This is a genomic window from Erythrobacter sp., assembly GCF_035194505.1.
Lineage (GTDB): Bacteria > Pseudomonadota > Alphaproteobacteria > Sphingomonadales > Sphingomonadaceae > Erythrobacter.
On the sequence record NZ_CP136573.1, the window covers coordinates 302,091 to 327,002 of the forward strand.

Sequence of the window (24,912 nt, forward strand, 5' to 3'; positions counted from 1 at the left end):
GACTGCTTCCGACCGTGCTTCCGACGGCTTGCGACAAGCTTCCGACTGACGCATTTCCGTGCTTCCGACTGCTTCCGACAACTCGGATTTTGGGTTCATCGGTCCGGCTCCAGGAACTTGACGACCCGGAGACCGGAGGCCTTGCCGTGGAACTTTCCGGCCTCGGTGACGAGGTAGCCATTCTGCTGCCACTTGGTGATGCAGGCCTCGGCTTCGCGCTTGGTGACACCGTATTGATCCGAGATGAGATCGACCGCGAAACGTCCCTTGCGGCGTGCGTGCGGGAATACCGACCAGGGCACCCCGTCGCGCCAGGCGTCGTCGATCGATTTGAAGATTTCACGGATCTGGTGCCAGCTGAGCCGCTTCTCGGCGGCCGGCGTTGCCCCAGCCCCGATGACAGGAACCAGCGTGCTCTGCTCCTTGCCAAGCCCACTGGTGATATCGACAACCTCCATCGTGAAATGGACGTCCTCGATCTCTTCACCGTCCTTCTGCTTCTCGACCGAGAGGACGGTATGGTCCTCCTCCTTGGCGACCCGGATCGCCGTATCGCAGCCACCGAGCAGCACGGTGGACCCACGCATGCCCCGGTCAGCATCCTTGCCCGAATGGTGGATGCCGATGACGACGCCGCCGCAGTGGTTCTGGATCTCGGCGCAGGCATCGACGAACAGCGACATCGCTTCCTGGCTGTTCTCGTCCTGGCCGGGAATGGCGCGCGAGACAGTGTCGATGACGACCATCCCGATCTCGAAGTCGACCTCCTCGCGGACCTGATCGATCGTGCGCTTGAGCTTCTCGACATTGGCTGGATCCAGCATGTGGACCGCGATCGGCAGCAGCTTGAACGGCGCATCGACACCGGCAAGGCCATGCTTCTTGCGCCAGCCCTTGATGCGCTGCCCGATTCCGAACCGGCCTTCGCCGGCAATGTAGAGAACGCCGACGCGTTTGACGGCTCGGCCGTGCCAGTCGAGGCCATAGGCAACGCGCAAGGATCCATCGACGGCAATGAAGGTCTTGTGCTCGCCAGGCCGGCCATAAAGCAGGACCAAACCGTGTTGAGGGACGAGCCCTTCGATCAGCCATGTGGGCGGTGGCATATTAACGAGTTCATCGAGACTGAGGGTCTCGAACACATCAGGGCCAGCGCTGGCGGCAAACAGAGCCGCGACCGCTTTGTGACCTGCTAGCTGGGCCATGTCGTTGAAGTCGGTGCCGAGGTGGCCTTCGGGGAACACCGGGAACACGGTCTCACAGCGAAGGACTTGGGCAGCCTTGCCCGCAGCCTCGCGGCCGACATTGGGCACCTTGTGCCGATCATCGTCACCGGCCACAATCCAGCGGGTCTTGGGAAACGCAGCGACCAGTCGTTCGGCAACCTTGGTCAGGTTCCCAGCATTGAAGGTGACCACGACGGTATGGCCAGTCGCTTCATGGAGCGATGCACCCGTCGCAAAACCCTCGCAGACGAGCACCGGGGCTTTGGTCATAGGGATTGGCGTGCCCATGACGAAGGCCGAGCCTGCAACTGGGAGTTCTGCCTCGAACAGCTTGTGGCCGGCCGGGTCGATCGACTGCAGCGAGGTGAGCTCACCGGCAGCATCGAACAGCGGCACCAGGATGTGCTCGCGGTCCAGCCGCGTACCACCCGGCTTGATGCCCTTGGCTGTGAGATAGGGGTGGGATGAATAGGTGGGATCAGCGCCAGCCCAGCGCAGACGCATCTGGTCAGCGGCGAGCTTGCGGCGCTCGGCCTGCTCGGCTTCGAACCGTGCCTGACGCGCCCTGAGCTCAGCGACGCGGGCTTCCGACATGACCGGAAAGTTGCCGCCAGTCAGCCGGTCAGCAGCGCCGCGGATATCGAGACCTTCCTGGGCCTCGAGAAAATCGAAGATGTCACCGTGCGCTCCGCAGCCGAAACAATGGAACCGCTGTTCAACGGGATAGACCGCGAAGGAGGGCGTGCGCTCCATGTGGAAGGGGCAAAGGCCGACCAGCATTGCGCCGCGGCGCTTAAGCGTCAGATGACGGCGCACCTCGTCGGCCAGAGGGAACTGGTCCTTGATCGCGTCGATGTCGATGCTGCCGGTTTCAATGCGACGCGCCATGGCGGCCAGGACCACTTTCTGAACGGAGGACAGGTGGGGGATCCCCTGGGGGATGTGTGGGGGATAGCGGGGGATCGCCGGGGGATGCCGGGCCACCTAAGCAGCCCGGCATTGGGGATCAGAACACCGGCGCACCAACCTTCGCGCTGCCGACCGCGGGCGGCGGCATATGCTGTGCCGACGGCGGAAGCGCGGCCTGTGCAGGTGCGGCAGCTCGCGGAGGCGCTGCCCCGTTACCGGCGAGAGCGGCCGGCCGATCAGTCCAGCCCACGATCTCGAAAGTCGGCTGGTAGTTAGTGCTGTGCTTGTTGGAGATTGGCAGCACGCCCGAGCAGCGAACGACCGGCAGCTGGCCCGACGCATTTTCCGGCGCTGCCATCCAGAGATCGTAGAGGTTGTTCATCGCCTCAATGACGATCCCAGCCGTCGAGCTGAACTCCCGCAGTCCCATCAGGTTCTTCTCGGAATAGAGGTCGATCTGGAAGCCGCGCTTGAAGTCCGCCCCGGGGTTGGGGGCAGCTTCCGCCAGCGAGGGATCCATGATCTTTTCGGGCGCGACGCCGGCACTGAACTTGAACCAGCCGGTTTCGAGGTTCGGCATATCGAAGACCGCGGTCATGTCGGTCACCTCGAACAGCGGCTCGTCCTTGCCGTCATTCTTCGTGTACCAACGGCCCGCCTTCGCATTGTAGGAGACGAACACCTTGAAGTCCCCGCCAGACGACGGGACAGACATAAAACCCATTTTCCTGTTTCCTTGTTTGCTTGGGAGTTGCCGCGTGTCAGGCCTGCGGCGCGGCCTCGGGGGCGAGGCCCCAGATTTCTTGAGCTGCCGCTCGGGAGCCGGGATCGTTCCAGTAGAAGCTGTCCAGATCCGGTGAGAGCGCGGCCGTCAGTTCAGCCCCGTCATCCGACAGGCTCAGGAACCGCTCGATGGACCGGGCGATGCTGACCACGCGGGCAATGTGCGTGCGCGGATCCTCCAGCCGGTAGACGCCGATCTTCTGGGGCGTGACGTAGGCAAAGCGGATCTCGTTGTTGCCGTGGGCAGCATGATAGATCGCGCCCTGCCGGGCATGGGGATCCGAGATCTTCGAGGACAGCCTGCCCTGCGTCTTAAGGTCGACAATGATCCCGCGCGCGGGAAACCAGAAGTCGAGCCAGCCGATGAACGGCACAGGCACGCCAGGCAGCAGAACCTCGATACGGTGTTGTCGGTTGCCCTCCGCAGCCTCTGGGATCCCGTACTGCCTTAGTTCCGCAAGTGCGATGGCAACGGCTGGCGCAATGTTGACGCGTTCCTTCTGGACTGCAGGATCGGAGGACAAGGCCGTCAACTGGTTGAACCTGGCGACCGCCAGGTCCTGGCAGGCCTCGACTGATACGGCCGGATCGAACAGTCCCATTTCCACACCAGCCTCGATAGCCGTGCCGCGGTGTGCTGCAGGCCCGACCGATGATTTTCGGCGGAGCAGCTTTTGCATCGCCCACATCGCAGGCTGCGCGACAAATAGGTTGATCGAGGATGCCGAGAGGTGATCGAGACCATGGCGTTCAAAGGCGTTTGCCATCACGCCACCTCCGCCAGTTCGATGTCTGCCAAGGGATGTCGTGCGCCGGGAGCTCTGGGCCTGGCGACAGCTATATAGCTGTAGCAATCAGGACCCAGGCGCTCCTGCAGAAGGTGGACACACCCCTTTTCTGATGCCCAGCGAACACGTTCGGCCAGCCGCTCGAGAACCTTGCGCTCCTTATCGCCGAGGCGGCGCTTTGGACCATTGTCGAGGTCCTTAGCGAGGAATCCGCGGTGATACTCGTAGCGATCGCCGCCGGTGGCATTGGCGAGCCAGGCGCAAAACAGCAGCTCATGGCCAAGCTGTCGACGCGTATTTGTTCGTGATATGTTCTGCATTATACCCTACCTTGAGAATCGGTGGATGAGCGATGGGAAAGGCGACCGCGGGCTGGTTTCTGGTACGAAGCCATGAAGGCGCGGATCTTTGCCTCGGTGTCGGGCCAAAGGCGGCGTCCGGCCCGGAGTTGGCGAACGAGCTTCCAGTCGTTGGCGGCTTTGCGGCCGAAATAGCTCTCAGCCATCTGGTTGGCCTTGAGGAACGAATCAATTTCTGAGACAATGGGATGTGTCATACACCCCTTATCTCGAGAGCAATCCAACTTCACAAGTAGGGCGGAATCCCACAATTAAGATTGCGGGAAGCATCCCACAATGTTACCCACAGACTATGACCCAGCCTTCTGCCTTCAACATCGCCTTCCTTCGCAAGGTTCTCGAAGAGGCGACCGCCCCTGATGCCAAGTGGAACTCGCGGTCCCTCTCGCTTGCAGCGACTGGCGGTAAGAACCCGTATCTGGTCAGGGACATCATCAAGGGGAAAAGCGCGAACCCGACCCTTGATACGCTTGTCGGGCTTTCCAAGGCCCTGGAAATGGATATTTCTCAGATGATACCGGCAGCCGCCTCGGTGATGCACCGCGTGGGCGGGGCACAGCCTTATGAGACGCTCGAAGTCGTCGGTGCGGTTGCCGCGGGTGTTTGGCGTGAAGAAACTGAATGGGGTGCTGAAGATCGCTATTCCATTGAAGTTGGGCCCAATCCATTTCCTGGCAGTGAGCGACTAGCTCTCCGCATGGAAGGCTATTCAATGGACAAGGTCATCCCGCCTGGATCGGATCTCGAGTGTCTTCGAGTAGCCTATGGCTATGTCGAGCCTCAGCCTGGCGATATCGTCATCGTGCAGCGAGACCGACATGATTTGCACGAACTGACTTGCAAGCGACTCGACCACGATGGGCAGAATTTCATCTTACGTGCCGAGTCCACGCGGGCGGAGTTCCAGGAGCCAATCATCATCGGACGGCCCGACGAAAACAGTGTCAGCGATGAAGGGGTCACGATCATCGCAATCGTGCTGCGGGCGCATCAGAGTCTCTACAAGCGCCGGCGATGACAGAACCCTTTGTCAAGAGGGTTTTGACCACATCATCAATTTGGAAGGGATGAATCCAACTATATCTGTGGGTGTTGCAACAGCTCGAATCGTTGAGCCAAACCAGAACCTATGGATGTTAGATGCGTGTTTTAACCCGATCCAACGGCCTTGCGCCGGAGCATATGACAGCAGCCGAACGGATGGCCGAGTTGGGTCAGATCTTGGCTCTTGGCGCCATGCGCATGCACGGAAAGTCCAGTTCTTTATCTGACGGCCATGGAGATAGTTCGGTCGACTTTGCCTCGCAGCAGAGCGGTAGTGCCTCCCGAACAAACGGGAGTGACGCATGAACGAAACGGTCTTGTCCCGCCTCGCCGGGCTCAAAAAAGCCAGCACAACTGAGTTGCGGGATCTGTGGACCCGATACTTCGACAGTGAAGCGCCGGGCTACAACCGCAGGTTTCTCGAAAGCCGCATCGCCTATCGCATCCAGGAATTGGCCCTGGGCACGCTCAGTCGTCAAACGGTCGCCAGGCTTGAAGCCCTTGGTGAGGAGCTTGATGGAGGTAAGAAGGCGGTGCGTGAAGTTTCTGTCCGTGGCCGATTGGTCACCGGCACGCAGATCGTCCGCGAATACCAAGGGGCCGAACATCGTGTGACCGTCCTCGAGGATGGCTTTGAATATGCAGGAAAGCCCTATCGCTCTCTCTCGGCCATAGCCCGGGCGATCACGGGGACTCGTTGGAATGGCCTGGTCTTCTTCGGATTGAAGCGCTCGGGAGAACTGGGATGAACCAGCCTGTCCGCAAACTGCGCTGCGCTGTCTACACGCGCAAATCCACCGAAGAGGGGCTCGATCAGGAATTCAACTCCCTGGATGCGCAACGGGATGCCTGCGAGGCGTTTATTGCCAGTCAGCGTGCTGAGGGCTGGATGCTCTTCCCGAACCACTACGATGATGGCGGGGTATCCGGCGGAACTCTTGAGCGGCCGGCCCTGAAGAGGCTTCTGGCAGACATCGAGGAGGGGCAAGTCGATGTCGTGGTGGTCTACAAGATCGATCGCCTGTCTCGTTCGCTCATGGATTTTGCGAGGCTCGTCGACACGTTCGAGCGAAATGGTGTTACCTTTGTTTCGGTTACCCAATCCTTCAACACGACCACGAGCATGGGCCGACTTACCCTTAATGTCCTGCTCTCCTTCGCGCAGTTCGAACGAGAGGTCATTGGCGAGCGGATCAGGGATAAGTTTGCTGCCTCCCGAAAACGCGGCTTGTGGATGGGTGGCGCGGTGCCACTGGGCTACCGCGTCCTCGACCGGAAACTCCTGGTCGACCCTCAGGAGGCAAAGGTCGTGAAGCGGATTTTTGAGCGGTTCGTGCAGATCGGCTCGAATGTCGACATTGTCCGCGAGTTGCAGGCTGATGGTATCAAGAATCGGCGTGGAAAGCCGCTCGACAAGGCCTTTGTCGCAAGGGTCCTACGCAACCGCGTCTATCTGGGCGAGGCGCTGCACAAGGGGGTGAGTTACCCTGGGGAGCACGAAGCGATCATAGACATGCCGCTGTGGGAAAAGGTCGAAAAGATCCTGGCCATCAACCCGGGGACACGCTCGCGGCAAAACAGCGCCACCACGCCTTCGATGCTGAAGGGCTTGTTGTTTGGCCAGGACGGTCGGGCCATGTCGCCGTCGCATACGCGTCGAAAGGGTAAGCTCTATCGCTATTATGTCAGCCAAACTGAACTGAAGCTCGGCGCAGGCAGCGGTTTCGTGCCTCGAGTGCCCGCGGCGGAAATCGAGGCCGCAGTGGTTAAGCAACTGCGCGATCGCATCAAAACACCCGAGGTCCTCGCAGAAGCGGTAAACGCTGCTCGGAAAATGGCACTGCCTCTTGGTGAGATGGAAATGCGTTCGGCGCTGATCGAGTTGGATCTGCTCTGGGATCAATTGTTCCCAGGCGAACAGTCCCGCGTCGTCAGGCTGCTCGTATCTCGTGTCGAACTTGGCGTCGACAGCATGTCCATCAGGTTCCATGCGAATGGAATTTTCGACCTTGTTGAAGACATAGGAGCTATGCAGCCGCGAGAGTTGGAGGCTGCGTGAACTCGGAGCGGCAAATAGAGATCCGTGTTCCCATTGCCCTTCGTCGGCGGGGAGGACGTAAGCTGATCATCACTCCGGATACCGAGGAAGGGCGGAGTGTTGGGCTGCCGAATGCGCAGGACCTAACGCTGGTGAAAGCGATTGCCCGGGGGTTCCGCTGGCGCAATCTCATCGAGCAAGGGGTTTATGAGAGCGTTGATGAGATTGCGGCCAAAGAAAAGATCGACCGCTCCTATGTTAGCCGACTTTTGCGAATGACCCTTCTGGCTCCAGACATTGTGGAAATGGTGCTTGCCGGCAAACAACCGCGCGGCATCAAACTGCAGATGCTCAAGCGTCCAATCCCATATTGCTGGAAGGAGCAGCGAGAGATGTTTCGGGAACTTTAGATATTCCGATACTGCGAATTAGCGCACCTGCCAGATCATTAAATCAAGGACCTTTGCGTCTGAAAAATCCATAAATTCTGGGAATTGCTTATCGAACGTTGCTCGCAATTCCTGAAATTTCAGATTTTTGGTCAGTTCGGAAGAGTGAGCCTGGATATTCGCATAATCGGTCAAGAGAAGTTCGATACGGTCACTGCCGCGGCCACTCCTTTGAGGAAGCCCAAGGTTAATGCGGACGATTGAGTCGTAAACAGGGAGAGCTGGATTGATTGTCGCGATAAGCTTGGAGGCGAAGGAGGCTTCAATGCGCCCCGTTTCCTTAAACAACTTATCCAGAACCATGACGAATTTCGGTTCGCTATCGGTTTTGCACGTTTCGAGTAGGCCGTAAAACTTTGAACGCCAAGATGCGTTCCTTCTGACCATATATAAGCCGTTGAATGTCCTTTGGTATTCCTGATTCTGGGCTACATTCAGCGATCTGAGCGATCGTATAGTGTAGGCGTATCGATCCAGGTCGGCGTGTCTGCGTTTGAGCGCGTCGAATATCTTGGATTGGCGATCTGCAAGGTCGTCAACGGTGATCATTCCGCATCCCTCAAGCCTCGTTCTGGCATTTGTTTTCAAAATTCCATGGGAAAAGCGTCGCATTTATCTGGAAGTCCATGCGAACCTGAGCTACTAAAAATGCGGACAAAACAACGCACCAAGAGACTGAATTTTGACCATTGTTATCACCACCTGCACAAATCGGAAGCGTAAGCCTGTATCCCAGGGTTTGCACGCCGCTTCGCTTGCAGTTGGTGATTTGACGGATGTGGCAGACGAGTGGGGGCGCCGCCTTCGGCAGCCCGATCAGCTTTTCCCGGTCATGGAGGTATATGGAGGCAGGTCATTCCAGGAGGCCAAAGCGGTCGCGGAGCGTCTGGATGCCGATGTCTTTGTGATTTCCGCAGGGCTTGGTCTGGTTGATGCCTCCGAACCGATCCCCTCATATGCTTGCACCGTTTTGGATGGCGCCGAGGACGGTATTGAGCCCAAGGTTTTGGGTGATTTTTCGAGCATGGAGTGGTGGGATCATCTCAAGCGAGTGTCGCCATTTGCCAGAGACCTCCTAGAGGTTGTCGCAAGCGCCGAGGACAGGCTCGTACTTGCCGCGCTTTCGGACAGCTATATCCGAATGCTTTCTGAGGATCTCATGGCGCTTGCAGATGAGCGCCTAGCCAGGCTGCGTGTGTTCACCCGAGCCCCCTTGGACCGAATTCCGGTTAGATTGCAGCCATGCGTAATGCCTTACGATGACCGCTTGGACGGCCCGGCGAGCCCGATCAAAGGTACGCGAAGCGACTTCGCTGGGCGGGCACTTCGGCATTTCTCCGATTACATCCTACCTGGCGCCGAAGGCGACACGCCTGATCGCCATAGCCAGGCAGTCCGCGAGGCTATGGAAGAATGGCCATTTCCCTCAATGGTAGAGCGTCAGCGACTATCCGACGATGAGATCCTTGCGCTTCTGCATGAGCATTGGGAGGCTGCAAGAGGCAGCACCTCGGCCCTGCTTCGAGTTTTTCGCGACCAGCTAAATGTCGCCTGTGAGCAAGGGCGGTTTGCCGCTCTCGCGCGGCAGGTGCGTGCGGAGCTTTCATGATGGCTAAAGAGACACTTTCAGTGCGAGCTGTCAGGACGGAGCAGGGCGATGGGACCCCGATCTTTGCCTTCTTTATTCATGGAGCCGACATCACTCGGATCGCCGACATCGCCCGACTGAGAAGAGACGAGCAAGAGCTCAAAGGCTTCCAGAGGGGCGAAATCAAAGCCCACGTCAATTCGATAACTGAGTTTTTGGACAGCGGTAAGGTGCTGTTCCCCAATGCGATTATTTTGGCTCTATCACCCGAGGTGGAGTTCGCATCGGCACGTGGGCGAAAGCCAGGCAAAATTTGCGAAGTGGGTGATGCTGGAACGCTCACCATTCCAATCCATCCTACTGGGCAGAGGGCGGCCTGGATTGTTGATGGGCAGCAACGATCACTAGCGCTGGCTCGGGCTAAGAACCAGTCGATCGCGGTCCCTGTGATTGGTTTCGTGTCCGATGATGTAGAAGCACAGCGTGAGCAGTTCATCTTGGTCAACAAAGCTAGGCCGCTTCCTAAACGGTTGATCGATGAACTCCTCCCTGAAGTCAGCGTACTGTTGCCCCGTGATCTGGCTGCACGGCAATTGCCGAGCGCATTGTGCGAGATGCTCAACGAGGACAAGGCGTCCCCATTCTTCGGACTGATTAAGCGCGAGTCTAACGCCAAAAGTGGTTCTGGGATCGTGGCTGACTCTGCGCTGATTGAGGCTATGCGCCTTAGTCTCAAGTCGCCCACGGGAGCCCTGGGGCAGTTCAAGCGTAGCGGAGACGGTGTTGACGCGAATGGGATGTACGAGGCGCTAGTTCTATATTGGAAAGCGGTTCGCGATGAGTTTCCCGATGCTTGGGGCAAGCCGCCTACACATAGCCGCTTGATGCATAGTGCTGGCATTCGAGCCATGGGCGCCCTCATGGATCAAATCATGCTGAGAACCGACGGCGCGTCAGACCGATCGGCAGCCGTTTCTGCGATACTCAGGCGCCTCGCACCCTATTGTAATTGGACCGCAGGGCGGTGGGACGAGATCAACCTTGTGTGGAATGAAGTTCAGTCGACATCCCAGCACATTTCCAAGCTCACAGAGCATCTTATGCACCTGGAGCGAGACCTGGCGAGGGGTGGCGCGTGAAATTTATCTTTGCGGACAGTTTGGACTACGTTGACCCTGCCTTCGATTTTATCGCTGATCGCAGCGCGGCAGAGCGTCAGCCTTACTGGGATGACGCCTACCCTCATGAGATCCTGGGTTACGCTCCTTATGACGGCGTGCTGGTTTCTAAGGGCATCGTCGGCGACCATCGTGTGAAAGGCAAATACACTGCGAGCCAAGCGAGGCGCTTTGAACTGGTGGGGGTGCGCAAGTTTCTGCGTCTCGACAAGCCGCAGTTCGCTCACCTGGATATCTTCGGAGATTGCGGCGCTTTCACCTACGCCAGCGAAGCAAAGCCCCCTTACTCGCCTGCCGAAATCGCCGAGTTCTACGACGAATGTGGCTTCACACACGGTTGCTCAGTCGACCACATTATCTTCGATTTCAATTCCTCCGATGCCGGCATGGAAGGTGGGTCGAATGATGCGAAAGACCGCTTCGAGATTACCTTAGAAAATGCAGACAATTTTCGGCGCGAGGCTTTGTCTATCGGTGCGGCTTTTACCCCAATGGGGGTCGTGCAGGGGTGGTCGCCAGGGAGCATGGCGGAGGCGGCCAGGCGTCTCGTCGGGATGGGATACGATTACCTAGCTCTCGGGGGCATGGTTCCGCTAAAATCTCCTGAAATCAAGCTATGCCTCGCTGCCATCCGTGAGGTTGTGCCAGCGTCAACGCGTCTGCATATTTTAGGCTTTGCAAAGGCGGACGATATCGACAGCTTTCATAGCTACGATATCGCGAGTTTCGATACGACATCCCCCCTCATAAGGGCGTTCAAGGATGCCAAGCAGAACTACTATCTGCCGGGGCCGGACACCCGTTTGCGCTATTTTACATCCATCCGCGTTCCTCAAGCGATTGAAAATCCTAGGCTTCAGCGTTCGGTCAAGCGGGGGGTCCTTCGCGCCGAGGATCTAATCGCGATGGAAGGCGCCGCCTTAAAAGCATTGCGTGCATATGATCGTGGCGAAGCGGATCTTGAGGAAACCCTGCACAACGTGATGGTCTACACTGCGCCACTGGCGGAGGAGAAACCCTACGAGGATTGCCACGGATCGGTCGGGATGACCCGATTGGCTGAGCGCTATCGCGAGACCCTTGCTGCCAAGCCTTGGAAGGAATGCTCGTGTTCGATCTGTGAGCACGCATCTGTGGATGTGATCATTTTCCGAGGCAGCAATCGGAACAAGCGGCGAGGCATTCACAACCTCGCAGTCTATAAAAACCACATTGAACGATTGGATCTGAAGCGTGCCGTCATCTGAAACCATGCAATACCTAACGGTCACCGCCCAGCAGAGCAGTGAGCATACGGTTCTAGTGTTCGCGGCAAAGGCATCGGACATTCTGCGCTTCGCCACCATCGATCGAATTGGGCGAGACGCCCAAGGGGTGCTCAGCGGGTTCCAGCGGCCGCAAGTGGCGGCGCATATCCGAGAAATTCAGGATTATCTCGAGAAGCCCAACTCGGTTTTGCCGAACCCCATTGTGGTTGCCTTCACCGAGAAGGTCGGTGTCAAAGATCTGGGTAATGGGTCCGCGCAGCTGACGATCGATTTGAGCGATGGCCCTCCTGGTTTGGTAGTGGATGGCCAGCAGCGTTTAACGGCACTCTCCGCGGTAGAGCGTGACTTCCAGGTGTTTGTGTCGGTTTTGATCTGCCAGGATGAGGCGGAGCTTCGGCGTCAATTCGTGCTGATAAACAACACCAAGCCGCTCCCTAAATCTCTGATTTATGAACTGTTGCCGACCGTTGATGATCTCCCTGCGCGGCTTAGCCGCCGATCCACTGCGGCTGATCTGACTGCTCGTCTGAACTTCGAGAACACTGCTCTGAAGGGTTACATTAGGCAGCACACCTGCCCCGAGGGGATCATCGCCGACACCGTGATGCAAAAGATCATCATGGAATCTCTGGCTAATGGGGTGATGCGCGATCTCATACGTCACGCAAAGGGCGAGGATGAGTGCCTTCGATTGATTTCCAATTTCTTCGAGGCTGTCAAACGCGTGTTTCCAGACGCTTGGTACGGGCACAAGCCTACCACTTCGCGCTTGGTTCACGGGGCCGGCATTCAAGCTTTGGGCGATGTGATGGAAGTGCTGGCGGCGAGGGCTGATGCCCGAACCGTTGAGGAATTCGTCGAGGGCCTGGCATGTTTGAGAGATAAGGCAGCTTGGACCGAGGGTGAGTGGGAGCTCGGAGGTGAGGTGCGTCGGTGGAATTCACTTCAGAATGTAAACCGCGACGTTGCTCTCCTGAAGCATTACCTTGTTGGCCTGATCAAGGCTGACCTGCGCCAAAAGCGCCAGGCTGCCCCAGCGCCACTTTTTGAAACGGCGGAAGTTTAGCCGATGAGCTACGCCGTTAAAGAGATCTTCAAGACCCTTCAAGGTGAGGGCGCCCACACTGGCCGGGCGGCGGTGTTCTGCCGCTTTGCCGGGTGCAATCTTTGGTCTGGTCGAGAGCAGGACCGCGCATCGGCGCAATGCCGGTTCTGCGACACGGATTTTGTGGGTGTGGATGGAACAGGAGGCGGCCGTTTCGCCGATCCAGAAACTTTGGCAAAGGCAATTGAGGCGGAATGGGGCGGCCCAGGAGAGCGACGGTATGTGGTGCTGACCGGCGGCGAACCTTTGCTTCAGGTCGATGGGCCATTGGTCGACGCGCTGCATGCTCTGGGCTTCGAGATCGGTGTTGAGACTAATGGCACCCAGCCTGCCCCAGAGGGGCTGGATTGGATATGCGTAAGCCCCAAGGCGGGGACGGATCTTGTCCTGACTTCGGGTAACGAACTCAAGCTGGTTTATCCCCAGGACAATGCACTGCCGAGCCAATATGAGAATTTAGCGTTTGATCATTTCTATCTGCAGCCGATGGATTGCGATGAATCAGCAGCCCATACTGAAAAGGCGATCAATTACTGCATGAATAATCCGCGTTGGAGGCTTTCGCTTCAAACGCATAAGACTGTCGGGATCCGGTGATGTACGAGCTCAGCAAACAATTCCTTTTTGATGCAGCCCACACTTTGCATCGCAAAATTGAGACCGAGTCGAGCCTGCGGATCCATGGCCATAGCTATCGTGCTGAGGTCACACTTCGCGGCCACCCAGACCCAGCAACGGGTATGATCATGGATGTTGGCAATCTTGAGCGAGAGCTTGAGGCCGTACGCGATGCACTGGATCATCGGTTTCTGGATGAAATTAATGACCTGGGTCCCGCGACTATGGAAAACCTCTGCCGTTGGATTTGGGTCAAGTTAGAGCCTGGGCTTCCAGCTTTGTGGAAGGTCAGCGTGTCTCGCTCCAGCAATGGCGATGCATGCAGCTATTGGGGTGAGGGTGGTCAGGGATGAACTCTGGCGAGAAGGCTCTGGTCCTGTTTTCGGGCGGACAAGATTCTGCGACGTGTCTCGCTTGGGCTCTTGAGCGCTTCAGTGCGGTAGAGACAGTGGCCTTCGACTACGGACAGCGGCACAAGGTCGAACTCGAATGCCGGGAAGAGTTCCTCGCAAAAGTCGTTGAGATCAAGCCAGAATGGAAGGCTCGCTTGGGCCCAGATCACAAGCTTGACCTATCCGTTTTGGGCAAAATCAGTGAGACCAGCCTGACACAGGAGGCCGAGATTGCCCTCCGAGAAGATGGTTTGCCCAACACGTTTGTACCCGGACGCAATCTCCTCTTTTTCACGCTTGCCGCCGCGGTCGCATACCGGCGTCAGTTACGTCACCTAGTGGGCGGGATGTGTGAAACGGATTTCTCTGGGTATCCTGATTGCCGGGATGACACCCTCAAGTCGCTTCAAGTGACCCTCAACCTTGGAATGGGGTCAAACTGCGTCGTCGATACCCCGTTGATGTGGATCGACAAGGCTAGCACTTGGCAAATGGCCGCTGATCTTGGCGGTGGGCAACTGGTTGATTTGATCAGGACATCGACCCACACCTGCTACTTGGGTGTGCGCGATCAAGAGCATGATTGGGGCTTTGGCTGCGGCCATTGTCCAGCATGTGACCTCCGGTTGACCGGCTATCGGAAGTTCGTGGCAGTTTCTCGAACTTGATGGACGCTTTGCCACCCTCATGAAAGGTGCCAAAGCGGGGCACCTTCGTTTGCTAGATTTACCCAGCACCCTTGTGCGTACCCTGATATGCCGGCAGACTGCGTTCGGGCGGTCTGATTCCGGCTAGATTGGGTCGTTTTCAGTTGGCAGCGCCCTGCTGAATTGAGAAATAATAGTTCGCAAACGTATTGAGAATGTGCTGCAAAGTTACTAACTCGCGAGGGGTTAGCGAGGCCAGCGGAGGCAAATTACTCGAGGGGGGTATGTGCTGATAAGGGGCATGTTATTGGCACTGCCTGAAGGCAGAGGTGTCGGAAAGTTAGAGGCTGTCGATGGAGATGTATGTGACGTTTCCGTTTTTTACTCGATTGTTCGCACCGAGACTGTTTCTCACCCAATAAAATCACTTTCTAGAGCCTATCTTAGCCCGCAAACTCGTGTTTACGTGCTGGATAACGGCGTGCACCGGGTTGGACGTATTTCTGACTTTTTGACCGGAAACGATGGCCTTGTGACTTACGAGGTGCGCTTCCCAAACGGGGTGGTTAAAGACTTTAACGAAGCTAATTTGTTTCTAAGGCCTTGGCATGCGCCTGATGATCCGGCCGAAGTGCTAGCTGCCGGGGGAGGTGAAAGCCAGTTCCTCCATGACGCCAGATTGCCTGCGCGAAAAGCGCTAATCGATCTACGCAGTGCGGCGCAGGGAATGACAGCTTTGGTGTCGGCCGGCATCGAACTCGTGCCGCATCAAGTTGCCGCCGTGCGAAGAGTCTTGTCGGATCCGGTTCAGCGTTATCTGCTTGCGGATGAAGTGGGGTTAGGTAAGACTATAGAGGCAGGATTAGTCATCCGGCAGCGACTAATTGATGATCCGGACACCGAGGTTTTGGTGTCTGTTCCGCGTCATCTTGTTGCCCAGTGGCAGGTCGAACTCAGCGGCAAGTTGCGGCTTTCTCAATTTGATGGGCGCTTCGAAGTGTGCGCTCATGAAGACCTGACCCGTGTTCACCGAACACCAGATTTGCTTGTAGTAGACGAAGTACATCACCTGGTGGGAGGCAGTCGTGGAGAATTACAGGGCGCTGAAGCGCACCTTATCGATCTAAGCAAACGAGTGGGCTCGCTGCTCCTACTGTCAGCGACGCCCGCTCTTGGCGACGAAGTCAAGTTCCTAGCACTTCTGAACCTGCTAGATCCGGTCGCGCATCCACTGAATGACATCGAAGGATTCCGAGCGAAACTCGAACAGCGACAAGATCTTGGTCGGTTACTGCTTAGTCTGGATCCTGAGGGTTCAGGTCTAGTGCTACGCCAGCGTGCAGCGGAGCTGATAAGCCTGTTCCCGGATGATGCGGTCGTTCAGGGTCTTGCTGGGAAATTGATCGAGGCAAGCAAGGCCAAAATGCCTGAAACGTCGCGGTTCGCCACTGCGCTACGCAATCATGTTGCAGATAGCTATCGTATTCACCAGAGACTTATCCGTTCTCGTCGCGCCGACGCTGCAGGTTGGGAGTTCCGTCCCCGTGGCCCATCCTTCGAGGAAGGCGAGTTGCCGCCTATGTCTCATGTCCGCGAAGAGATCATTGATCACCCTGTGATGGCAGATCTTATCAGCGGGTTAGAAGATTGGCGCTCTGCTGCATTAGCGGCGGTCGGTCGAGGTGTAATAGACGAGGCAAGAATCTCTGCTCGTTACATCAGCTTGTTGGAAGCTGCCGGGGTCAGTTGTGCTCAATTTAACGCTGTGCTCAAATCTGAGGTAGAATTTCCGGGCGAGGAAGAAATTCGTGCAGACTTAATCCGGTTAACAAGCAACGGGGGGTGCGATGCTGATAGCCTGGACCTTATCGCACAGAGCATCCACCGCTTAAACGACAACCTAGCTCGCGGATCTGCAGCACCGAAGATCGTAGTTTTCTCCTCATCGTCCGAACGGGCAAGCAGTCTGGCCGCCCTTGTCCCGGATGCGGCACTGTTGGTAGCCGGTGGGGATCAAGGGCACGCCGAAGCCGTACTTGGGCGCTTTGCTGCACAGGGGGGGGCATCCGTTCTCATTCTTGATCGCGCTGCCGAGGAGGGACTGAACCTCAGCTTTGCTGACGCAATCGTGCATCTTGATCTTCCGTTTTCGGCGGCGCGTGTTGAGCAAAGGATTGGGCGTCTCGATCGGTTCGGCCGCACCAAGGACGCCATTAGACACCGCGTTCTGCTTCCTTCCGATGAAGACGCCAGTCCCTGGGCAGCGTGGCAGCGACTGTTGGCCGAAGGTATGATGATCTACCACGGCTCTATCAGTGATGTTCAGTTCCTTCTTGAGGAGATCGAAACTCAGATCGCTCGGGCATTTTTGCATGAAGGTGCTGCGGCCGTTGAAGAGCTGATCCCGGAGGTATTCGCCCGCATCACCGCTGAACGCAGTGCTCAACACGAGCAGTCGGCGCTGGATCGTATTGCTCTTGCTGAAGAACCGGCGGAATTACTAATTGATGCAATCAATGATGCCGAAGCCGAAGAAGAAGGGATCGAAGCTGCTGTTGAGACCTGGGCAGTCAAGACGCTACTTTTACGCAAACGACCATGCGCTGAAGACGTCCGAGATCCTTTTTTTTGGCGAACAGCGCAGACAACGCTGATCCCCAAACTGCCTTGGCGTGAAACATTTGAGTTCTTCGAAGATGAGCCGCTTACATGGCGTCGACGCATCGCGATGCGTCAGAGTAATGTAGCGTTGCTTCGGCCAGGCATGCCGCTAGTCGACGTTCTGGAACGTTTTACCCACTGGGACGATAGAGGCTCTGCCTTCGCGACTTGGCGTAAGCATGCTGATTGGACTGGTGAAGCTTGGATGGGTTTTCGGGTCTGCCTTAGCGTGGAGCCCAATGTTCCTGAGGATAATCTCCTGCGTCCTGATCCGCGGAAATTGGCAATTGCTAGGCGCGCACAGCACTATCTTCCCCCAAAATACATTACTCTACACATAGAGGCCTCCGGCGAACCGGTTGCCCAAGGGCCACTTAACGCCATTTTGAATTTGCCCTATTCTAATGAGCGTGCGCCGGGGCAACGGTGGTTAGATGTTAACCTCGGCAGTCGACCAGAACTCTTCTCGAGCATTATTGATCCGGGTCAGTTTTCGCAAATCTGCAGGTCAGTGCGAGAAAAGGCCCTTTCTGCCTTTTGTGAGAGTGACGATTTTAGGGATCAGACAAGCCAGGCAGAGACTCTTGCAAGAGCGGACCTTGAACGGCGGCGCGCGCGTCTAGAACGGCGTGCTGCTGCTGGCGAAACAATTGATGGTGAAATAGCGGCCGCACAAGCCGTTTTAGACGCTGTTTCCTCGCCTTCTGTGCGGCTTGACGCAATCGGGTTCTTTATCGTTTCGGGGCTCAAAGCATGAGCCAACTCGAAGGGGCGTCTGCTTACCAGGCACTAGCAAATATGCTCAGTGATGCGGAACGAGACGATAATGATTGGACCGCGGCCGATCCAGCCTTTGAACGCCTTCGAAAGGCGCTGATTGAACCGTCGCTTCGAGCTTCTGTAAAAGATTTAGTGGTGCTTTTAAGGCAGGCTCTTTGGTACGAAAAGTTCCGTCGTGGCGATGGTGGAACTGGTCCGGAGCCAATAATCAGGCACCCGGCATTTGCAGGTGCAGATTGGACGGCGTCAAGTTTACGATCTCGGCCCATTCAGGGTGGAAACCGCGTTAGTCTTGAAACCTGGTCACCACCCTGGCTGGGGAAACCGGACGAGAGCGTGGAGGCGCGTGCTGCCTCAGAACTCCCCTGTCGCTTTGGTGAGGGAAGTGGCGTCACCGGTGACCCGTTTCTCTCCGCTGTTGAACGGCCGAGTTACCGGAGTCTCGGCCAAAGGGCTGCTGCCCGTGCAGCACTGAGCACTCCACCAGGGGGCACATTAGCTGTCGCGCTTGCGACAGGGGAAGGCAAGAGCTTATTATTTCAACTTGTTCAGGCTGTTGGCTTTGCTGGCGATCCAGCGCGCGGCGGCGTCCCCGGCACGACCTTGGTAATTGTTCCAACTGTTGCTCTGGCGCTCGATCACGAGGCTTCTTCAATAAAGATCGTCGGTCATCGTCTGCCGCTTGCCTATCGGAGTGGCGCAGAAAGCAATGTGTTGCTTGTCGATCGCATTCGCGAGGGTTCACAAGGCCTGTGCTTCGCTTCTCCTGAGGCAGCCTGTGGACCTCTCAGGTCAGCACTGATCGCCGCTGCAGAAGTCGGTAATTTGCACGCATTAATTGTCGATGAAGCTCATCTTGTTGACCAATGGGGGACGGGCTTCCGAACAGAATTTCAGGAATTAAGCGGATTGCGCCGTGAACTCCTAGCCGCTGCATCTGCGAATTCGCGCTTACGGACCCTGTTGCTGTCAGCAACGCTTACCGAGAGCTCGCTTGGAACGTTAGAAGCTCTGTTTGGGGATGGCGGTCCTATACGGTCGCTGTCCGCGGTCAATCTTCGTCCTGAACCGGATTACTGGATTGCAAAACCGTGTGCTGCAGCGGAGCGAGAAAATCGGGTCCTGGAGGCGCTCGCTCATGTTCCGCGACCGGCAATTCTCTATGTTACGGAGGTGAAGCATGCAGAGGCTTGGCTGCGTGTGGTCCGCCAGGCCGGTTATCTTCGCGTTCGCATGCTTCACGGAAGCACAAGCGCCGATGCGCGAGAAGAAATCTTAAAGCTCTGGCGTGATGGCGCACTAGATTTGGTTATCGGTACCTCTGCGTTTGGTCTTGGCATCGATTATCAGCACGCCCGTTCTATCCTGCATGCGTGTGTTCCAGAAACGCTTGACCGGTTTTATCAGGAGGTTGGTCGCGCTGGTCGCGACGGCCGCGCGTCACTTTCCATCGCGATGCCGGCAAATGATGATTTTGGTCCAGCACAGCGCCTAGGCGAACAAAAGGTTATCAGCGTTGATCGTGGAATGGTCCGCTGGACGGCCATGTTTGAAAGCGCTGTAACATTAGGGGACGGTTTGATCGCTGTAGATGTCGACGCGCGGCCGAGCGCTTCAGAAGACGACATTGACATGAGCGGTGATCGAAACATCGACTGGAATGTTCGAACGCTTACATTGATGGCGCGCGCGGGCATTATTGAGTTGGTCGGACGCCAGGCGCGCACTGCGGAGACCGGGCCAGCACGCCTTACGATCCGCGTCCTCGACGATGGTCACCTTCGTCTGGCCTGCTGGTCCAGCCGTGTAACATCGGTTCGTGACGGCATTGCTGCGGCGAGTCAGCGCAATTTTGGCCTTATGCAGCGGTTTCTTCGCTCGGTTGAATGTCCGGCTCGAATTTTTGAGGCACTTTATGGTGCTGAAAAGATCGCTCCGTCATGCAGTCGCTGCAGTTTGTGCCGTGCTGAACCCTCACGCAGGGGTATTCAACCAACTCCTCGAGAGCCCTTCTCACCTTGGCCTGGACAGCCACTGCAGCCAAGACTTGCTGCGCTCATTGGCGGTGGTGGACGTCTTCTAGTCAGCGATGACCCTGAACTCCGTGAAGGCCGTTGGCATCGTAGGTTCTCAGATCTGCTAGATGCGCTTGCTCGGCAGGGTATGAGCAAGTTAGCTTTGATTGGCGACACCGGGATTGATGAGTCTCGGGCCTTTGCGAAGATACAGCGTCGCGCATTCTTTGTTGGGCGTTCAGAGACACTACTGGCGACCGGCCTGCCACCAGGGCCCGAACTAGTTGTGATTGGCCGCGGCGTGCCGTTGAGGAAGGCGAATTTTAAACACCGTGCTCCGGGAGACGAGCGGATCTTCATTCTGCCGCCGGGTTTCGTTGCGCCTGATAAACCGGACCTGGCCTTAACAGAGATTTTCGACGGGCCCCAACTTAGTTTCACGCAACTTTGTGGGAGATTGACGGCATGAGCATTGTTAGCGTCGCTGAAGCGGTGCCCAACCGGTTACTGGCCATTTACGGTACTCTTCTCGGCCGCAACGCAGGTGAAACTCGCGAGCGACTGAAATCTCAGATGGTGCCCCCTAGTTTGCGGGGCGGGCGCGATAATCAGAGCACGGCAGTATTCGATAACAGTCTGCGTGAGGCTCGGGCTATTGGCCTGGTAATTGAGGATGGGGACAATCTCGTAGTGCCAGTGACGGCTCGACCTGCGCCCAAGCAAACCGAGGAAGATGCATTTCTGGCCCACGTTATTCGTGTTTTGTGTGACGATGTCCTTGCCGATGAAGCTAACCAGGCCAAAGTTGCCCCAGCGATTGCCTGGTTGCTGATGCAGGACCCGCTGAGGCCAATACCGTGGAGCGAAAATCCACTGCCAACCATTAATCGACAGTTGGATGGCGACGAGAATTTCGATCTTGGCAATGCGAGCAGGCTGCAGACGCTCGCCTATTGGACGCGACACCTTGGCTTCGCTCGAATGGTCGGAGCTGGGCAGGTTTTTATTGTACCTGATCCGCATGACGCCATCGCCCGCCTCCTACCTGTTGTTTTTGGTAATGCGACTTCTTTGCGGGCCAACGAATTCCGCAAGCGATTGGCTGAGCTATGTCCAGTTCTTGAGGACGGTACCGTCCGTGCCCGTGTCGAGCAGCGTGCAAAAGGTGAAATCGTTCGGTCCAATCCGCAACGTCTTTCTCGCTCGACGAGCCTCGCCCTGCTTAGGCTCGAATCATGCGGCCGCATCGAACTTCAACAAAGTTCCGATGCCGAGGTGGGAATACTCGATCTCGGCACGAGCGATCGCCGCTTCAGCCATGTTGCATCGAAGGGCCTATGATAATGCAGAACCATCTTTGCTGGGAGCCTGCTAGGGTTCGCGAAATTATCAATCCTGAAGCCGAGGCAGTCCCAGACGCAGTCTTTCGGGCAGTTCATAGTGACTGGTCCTTGAAGGTGGCCCCTCCAAAGGGCACTGCTTTTCAAGAGTTGTCGACAACCTCGTTCCGTTCGCTGTCACCTCGCGAGTTTCTCGAGCAATTCCTGCAGCCCGAACGACCGCATGTGCAAGCTGCCGCGCTTGGCCGAAGCGGATCTGGTAAGTCGCACTTCATTCACTGGATGCGCCTTAACATCCCGGAAACTTCTGAACGCATGGTGCTTGTCGTTCCAAAGGCCGGCACCAGCCTTCGATCGATAATTGAACTTATCGTCTCTCGGTTGGATCCAGCGGAGCAGCAGCCATTCCGGGATGCACTCAGTCGTGCAGGCGATGCTACCATGACGCGCGACGGGCAGAAGGGGCGGCTTCTTAACGAGCTTGCGGAAGCGGTGCGTGGTCTTGCCCCTAGCGACCCTGAGGATGAACTCGAGGTTGAGCTAATCGATCAATTACCGCACATCCTCTATGATCCGCATATGCGGCAGACGCATTTTCTAAAAGAAAAGACGATCATTGCCGATATCGTTGATCATGTATTCGCGGCACCTGAAGAATATAAGCCCGCTGAAGATAGACGAATTTTTGTAGATGGAGATCTGCCGCTCGGAGGCGGAGATTATCTCGCCGCGGCTCAACTCGCGCGGAACGCGATGAGCTTAATTCGTCTTGATGGCGGTCTTCCAAAGGCTGTCGAAATATTGAACCGCAGCCTCGACTTGGCGATCAGTCGAACACTTAGCTTTTCCGGAGACAGGCTAATTGGGCTGATGACCTCGCTGCGGCGTCATCTTCGCCGTCAGGATCGTGAACTTGTTCTCCTAATTGAGGATTTCGCCCGACTTCAGGGTATCGACCGAGCGCTCTTACAATCGTTGCTTGATCAAGGCAGCGAAGATTTGTGCAAGCTGCGCTGGGCTATGGCGGTTACGACTGGTTTTTTTGAGACAATTGCCGAGACTGTCTACACTAGGATGACCTGGTTCATCGATATGGACAAATCCAGTGGGGGTGGAACGGGGGGAATGACCCGGGATACGCTTGCTGGCTTTGCTGCGCGTTATTTGAATGCGATCAGGGTTGGTATTGATCCGATCCAGAACTGGGGCTCGCATGCAACCGACGTTCCAGTGCCTAATGCTTGTACTCGCTGCGATCTGCGTAGTGAGTGCCATAACAGTTTCGGGGCTCACGAAGGTGTAGGTCTTTATCCGTTCACGGAGACAGCATTATGGAACATGGCCGAACGAACGGATCCGCGGCTAGGGCAAGAATTTAATCCTCGCATCTTGCAGAAGGACGTGCTCGCGCGCGTCCTTGCAGATCACGGTCTTACGGTGTCCGAAGGAGCCTTCCCACCTGCCGAATTGCTCGATGAACTGGGTGGGGGCAAGCGCCTAAGCGTGCTCGACCAAAGCGCGATACGCCGTCAAGCACCGGCCGCTGGTGATCGCTTGATAACGGCTATCGAACTCTACGACGGTTCTGGCAAGACCGTGAACCTTGAAGAGGGAATTCGCCGCTCTTTCAATCTGCCTCTACTTGGCGAAGTGGATACGCCACCTACGCCAGATCCCCTCCCTCCGGGTCCGACACCTGTTGGACCGGCAACAGACCCACGCATTATAGAACTGCATGCTTGGACTGAAGGTAGAAACCTCTCCCAGGCCCTCTCGCAAGAATTGCGCGAGCGCATTTTTCGTGCCGTGGTTGAGGCGGTCGATTGGGACAGGTTGGGGCTCGAGCGCGCCTCCTATGCGGCAGCAGCGACCAACAGACCATTCAGAAACAACAGCATTAAGATACTTCGACAGAGCACAGCGGGCGTTCAGACACAAATTGATCTTCACGTACCACGCAAAGACGCAACCGACGCGGAAGTTCAAAAAACAGCCCTTGCGCTTCAGGGATTAATCCTAGCCGGTGACACTTTTGATTGGTCTTTTGAGCGTGGTGGCGAGATGCTCGCAGCCTTTCTTGATTGCCTCTCTGAATGGACAGCTCGGGTCGAGGCCGACCTTCTCGCCTTTGCGCCTGCGTCAACAGATTGGAATGCGGTCGGTGCCGCTCTTGAACTTCTTGCAGTTGGGGCAGCGCTAGCCGGGCAGTTGCGTTCGGATTGGACGATTACTGACCTCCTCGACGCCTGCTTGCGGGTCTGGGAGGATACGGCCGCGGAAACGAATGAGATGCGGGGCCTTTTCGCGAGAATTGCTCGCCAACGTCAAATGCTTGCGGATTTTGTTCGTGCTCATGTCTCGGCAACTAAGGGTGGTCAGGTGGGCGCGCTAATTGACCCGCGACTTCCACGTCGAGTCCTTCGCGGGCTCAAGGCTTCCGGCTGGCGCTTAGTCCAGACACCTCCGCGTGAAGGGCGTGGGGATCCGTTCGAAGTCGCGAGGCTCTATTCAGTCGTTGCTGATGCCCTCGCTGATAGTGCGGCTGCCGAGCGCGCAGCTCGCCTTGCGTGGCTCGAAGAGATGGAGGAAATGTTTGGTCCCGAACCTAAGCGTGCTGCCATCGTTGAATGTGTAAGGTCTGTCCGCGAAACGGTTAGTGCAAGTGGTTTTGGCGGAAATGCGTCCACGCTTCTTCAGGCAGCACTCGACAATTTTGCTGGTCGCCAGTTTGACGATGCGATCTTCGGCGCACGTGAACTGCGTGCTGAAATTGATCCGGTTGCGAGTCTGCCAGCATATGCTCGGGCGCGTGAGGGGGCAGTGGGCGCTGGGCGTGAACTTGGCCGTAGGCTACAGACCTTCCTTGCTGATGTTGATAGAAGCCTTTCGCTCCGCGAACAGGAGGACGGTGCCAAGTACGCGGCGTTAGCGCAGAGCCAAGAAACCATCAAAACCGCTCTACAGTCTATCTCGGATGATCTGGATTTTCTGGAGACTGCTAATGTTGCTTGAAGAGGCGAAAGCCCTCTCGTCGCGGATCACGCAATATCAGAAACTGAGAGAGCAGGCGCAACACGCCCAGACTTTTGAGACCCGTGCCAGCCAATTACAGAAATTGGCAAGCGGCCTCGAGAAGGCTGTTTTTGGTATTAAGTCTTTGAAAGCTGCGGGGGTACCCGTTGCATTCACTTTGGCGCGCACGGATCAAACCCGAGCCCGAACTGAGCAATTGTTGCAAGGTTTTGCCCTTGATCCAGCATTTGTAGATAATCCGGGCTTTGACTTGCGCTTTGAATACGCGACCCCGCTCGGTGGCTTGGCGGAAAGCGCAAAAAAATCTGCACTGAAGGCCTGGCAGGAGCACATCGCTGGGCGGCGTGAACGGGTGTCTTCGGAAATTCTGAATGCACTTCGAGCGGTGCCTGATTATCGACCAATCGTTGCTAAAGTTCAAAGGTGCCAAGAGCAGATCGAAATTCTGGCAAGTTCCCTTCCGGAAGATGTTACGAATGCTAATCAGCGTCTCTCTGAATTAGCCAGTGAGCAGCGGGAGGCATGGCGACAGTTGACGGGCGGCGAACTGCCTGAGAGTGTCGTCCTCTTTTTGCGCGCCTCGATGGGTGAGGGCGCTGAACTCCGATTGCTGACGTCCGACGTGATTGATTGGCTTAAATCTCGAGGTCTCGATAGCGCATTCCGTATCAAACCCCGACACGCTGTTTGA

21 protein-coding genes are annotated in these 24,912 nt (G+C 56.7%); 16 read left to right on the forward strand and 5 right to left on the reverse strand.

Features of this window, described 5'->3' with window-relative positions; translation table 11 throughout:
- Positions 1 to 95: 95 nt before the first annotated feature.
- The 4 genes from RSE14_RS01575 to RSE14_RS01590 form a co-directional block, all read right to left on the reverse strand.
- Complete coding sequence (locus RSE14_RS01575) at positions 96 to 2,114, reverse strand: AAA family ATPase (RefSeq protein WP_324075500.1); 2,019 nt, start codon at positions 2,112 to 2,114, stop codon at positions 96 to 98.
- A gap of 118 nt (positions 2,115 to 2,232) precedes the next feature.
- On the reverse strand, positions 2,233 to 2,817 hold the full coding sequence (locus RSE14_RS01580; RefSeq protein WP_324075501.1) for a hypothetical protein: 585 nt from the start codon (positions 2,815 to 2,817) through the stop codon (positions 2,233 to 2,235).
- A gap of 79 nt (positions 2,818 to 2,896) precedes the next feature.
- Positions 2,897 to 3,685 (reverse strand): PD-(D/E)XK nuclease family protein, encoded by a 789-nt coding sequence (locus RSE14_RS01585; protein ID WP_324075502.1) that lies wholly within the window; start codon positions 3,683 to 3,685, stop codon positions 2,897 to 2,899.
- Entirely contained in the window at positions 3,685 to 4,026 is a 342-nt protein-coding gene (locus tag RSE14_RS01590; protein ID WP_324075503.1) for a hypothetical protein, read from the reverse strand. The genes RSE14_RS01585 and RSE14_RS01590 overlap by 1 nt, the downstream gene beginning before the upstream one ends.
- Before the next feature lie 331 nt (positions 4,027 to 4,357).
- On the opposite strand from RSE14_RS01590, the gene RSE14_RS01595 reads away from it, so the two are divergent.
- The 4 genes from RSE14_RS01595 (at position 4,358) to RSE14_RS01610 (ending at position 7,557) form a co-directional block, all read left to right on the forward strand.
- Positions 4,358 to 5,083: a LexA family protein gene (locus RSE14_RS01595; RefSeq protein WP_324075504.1), complete on the forward strand. Its 726-nt coding sequence runs from the start codon at positions 4,358 to 4,360 to the stop codon at positions 5,081 to 5,083.
- Positions 5,084 to 5,411: 328 nt separating this feature from the next.
- Complete coding sequence (locus RSE14_RS01600; RefSeq protein ID WP_324075505.1) at positions 5,412 to 5,858, forward strand: DUF2924 domain-containing protein; 447 nt, start codon at positions 5,412 to 5,414, stop codon at positions 5,856 to 5,858.
- Positions 5,855 to 7,168 carry a recombinase family protein gene (locus RSE14_RS01605; protein ID WP_324075506.1) on the forward strand — a complete coding sequence of 438 codons (1,314 nt, stop codon included), beginning with the start codon at positions 5,855 to 5,857 and terminating at the stop codon, positions 7,166 to 7,168. Before RSE14_RS01600 ends, RSE14_RS01605 begins: the two co-directional genes overlap by 4 nt.
- Positions 7,165 to 7,557, forward strand: coding sequence for a hypothetical protein (locus RSE14_RS01610; protein WP_324075507.1), 393 nt, complete (start codon positions 7,165 to 7,167; stop codon positions 7,555 to 7,557). Before RSE14_RS01605 ends, RSE14_RS01610 begins: the two co-directional genes overlap by 4 nt.
- A gap of 18 nt (positions 7,558 to 7,575) precedes the next feature.
- On the opposite strand, the gene RSE14_RS01615 is transcribed toward RSE14_RS01610, so the two are convergent.
- On the reverse strand, positions 7,576 to 8,145 hold the full coding sequence (locus RSE14_RS01615; RefSeq protein WP_324075508.1) for a hypothetical protein: 570 nt from the start codon (positions 8,143 to 8,145) through the stop codon (positions 7,576 to 7,578).
- 133 nt (positions 8,146 to 8,278) lie between these two features.
- Here RSE14_RS01615 and RSE14_RS01620 point away from each other — a divergent pair, with 133 nt between their 5' ends.
- From RSE14_RS01620 to RSE14_RS01675, 12 genes are all read left to right on the forward strand, one after another.
- Entirely contained in the window at positions 8,279 to 9,205 is a 927-nt protein-coding gene (locus tag RSE14_RS01620; protein WP_324075509.1) for a hypothetical protein, read from the forward strand.
- Positions 9,202 to 10,323, forward strand: coding sequence for a DGQHR domain-containing protein DpdB (gene dbpB, locus RSE14_RS01625; protein ID WP_324075510.1), 1,122 nt, complete (start codon positions 9,202 to 9,204; stop codon positions 10,321 to 10,323). The genes RSE14_RS01620 and dbpB (RSE14_RS01625) overlap by 4 nt, the downstream gene beginning before the upstream one ends.
- On the forward strand, positions 10,320 to 11,609 hold the full coding sequence (gene dpdA, locus RSE14_RS01630) for a tRNA-guanine transglycosylase DpdA (RefSeq protein ID WP_324075511.1): 1,290 nt from the start codon (positions 10,320 to 10,322) through the stop codon (positions 11,607 to 11,609). The genes dbpB (RSE14_RS01625) and dpdA overlap by 4 nt, the downstream gene beginning before the upstream one ends.
- Entirely contained in the window at positions 11,596 to 12,696 is a 1,101-nt protein-coding gene (dbpB, locus tag RSE14_RS01635) for a DGQHR domain-containing protein DpdB (protein WP_324075512.1), read from the forward strand. Before dpdA ends, dbpB (RSE14_RS01635) begins: the two co-directional genes overlap by 14 nt.
- Before the next feature lie 3 nt (positions 12,697 to 12,699).
- On the forward strand, positions 12,700 to 13,332 hold the full coding sequence (queE, locus tag RSE14_RS01640; protein WP_324075513.1) for a 7-carboxy-7-deazaguanine synthase: 633 nt from the start codon (positions 12,700 to 12,702) through the stop codon (positions 13,330 to 13,332).
- Positions 13,332 to 13,706: a 6-carboxytetrahydropterin synthase gene (locus RSE14_RS01645; protein ID WP_324075514.1), complete on the forward strand. Its 375-nt coding sequence runs from the start codon at positions 13,332 to 13,334 to the stop codon at positions 13,704 to 13,706. Before queE ends, RSE14_RS01645 begins: the two co-directional genes overlap by 1 nt.
- The gene (gene queC, locus RSE14_RS01650; RefSeq protein WP_324075515.1) at positions 13,703 to 14,413 is read left to right on the forward strand and encodes a 7-cyano-7-deazaguanine synthase QueC; all 711 of its coding nucleotides are present in this window, start codon (positions 13,703 to 13,705) and stop codon (positions 14,411 to 14,413) included. The genes RSE14_RS01645 and queC overlap by 4 nt, the downstream gene beginning before the upstream one ends.
- 286 nt (positions 14,414 to 14,699) lie before the next feature.
- Positions 14,700 to 17,810: a protein DpdE gene (gene dpdE, locus RSE14_RS01655; RefSeq protein ID WP_324075516.1), complete on the forward strand. Its 3,111-nt coding sequence runs from the start codon at positions 14,700 to 14,702 to the stop codon at positions 17,808 to 17,810.
- Positions 17,807 to 20,317 (forward strand): protein DpdF, encoded by a 2,511-nt coding sequence (dpdF, locus tag RSE14_RS01660; protein WP_324075517.1) that lies wholly within the window; start codon positions 17,807 to 17,809, stop codon positions 20,315 to 20,317. The genes dpdE and dpdF overlap by 4 nt, the downstream gene beginning before the upstream one ends.
- A complete protein-coding gene (dpdG, locus tag RSE14_RS01665) occupies positions 20,314 to 21,189 on the forward strand; it encodes a protein DpdG (protein WP_324075518.1) in 876 nt (291 codons plus the stop codon). Before dpdF ends, dpdG begins: the two co-directional genes overlap by 4 nt.
- The gene (dpdH, locus tag RSE14_RS01670) at positions 21,186 to 24,200 is read left to right on the forward strand and encodes a protein DpdH (protein ID WP_324075519.1); all 3,015 of its coding nucleotides are present in this window, start codon (positions 21,186 to 21,188) and stop codon (positions 24,198 to 24,200) included. Before dpdG ends, dpdH begins: the two co-directional genes overlap by 4 nt.
- The gene (locus RSE14_RS01675) at positions 24,190 to 24,912 is read left to right on the forward strand and encodes a hypothetical protein (protein ID WP_324075520.1); all 723 of its coding nucleotides are present in this window, start codon (positions 24,190 to 24,192) and stop codon (positions 24,910 to 24,912) included. The genes dpdH and RSE14_RS01675 overlap by 11 nt, the downstream gene beginning before the upstream one ends.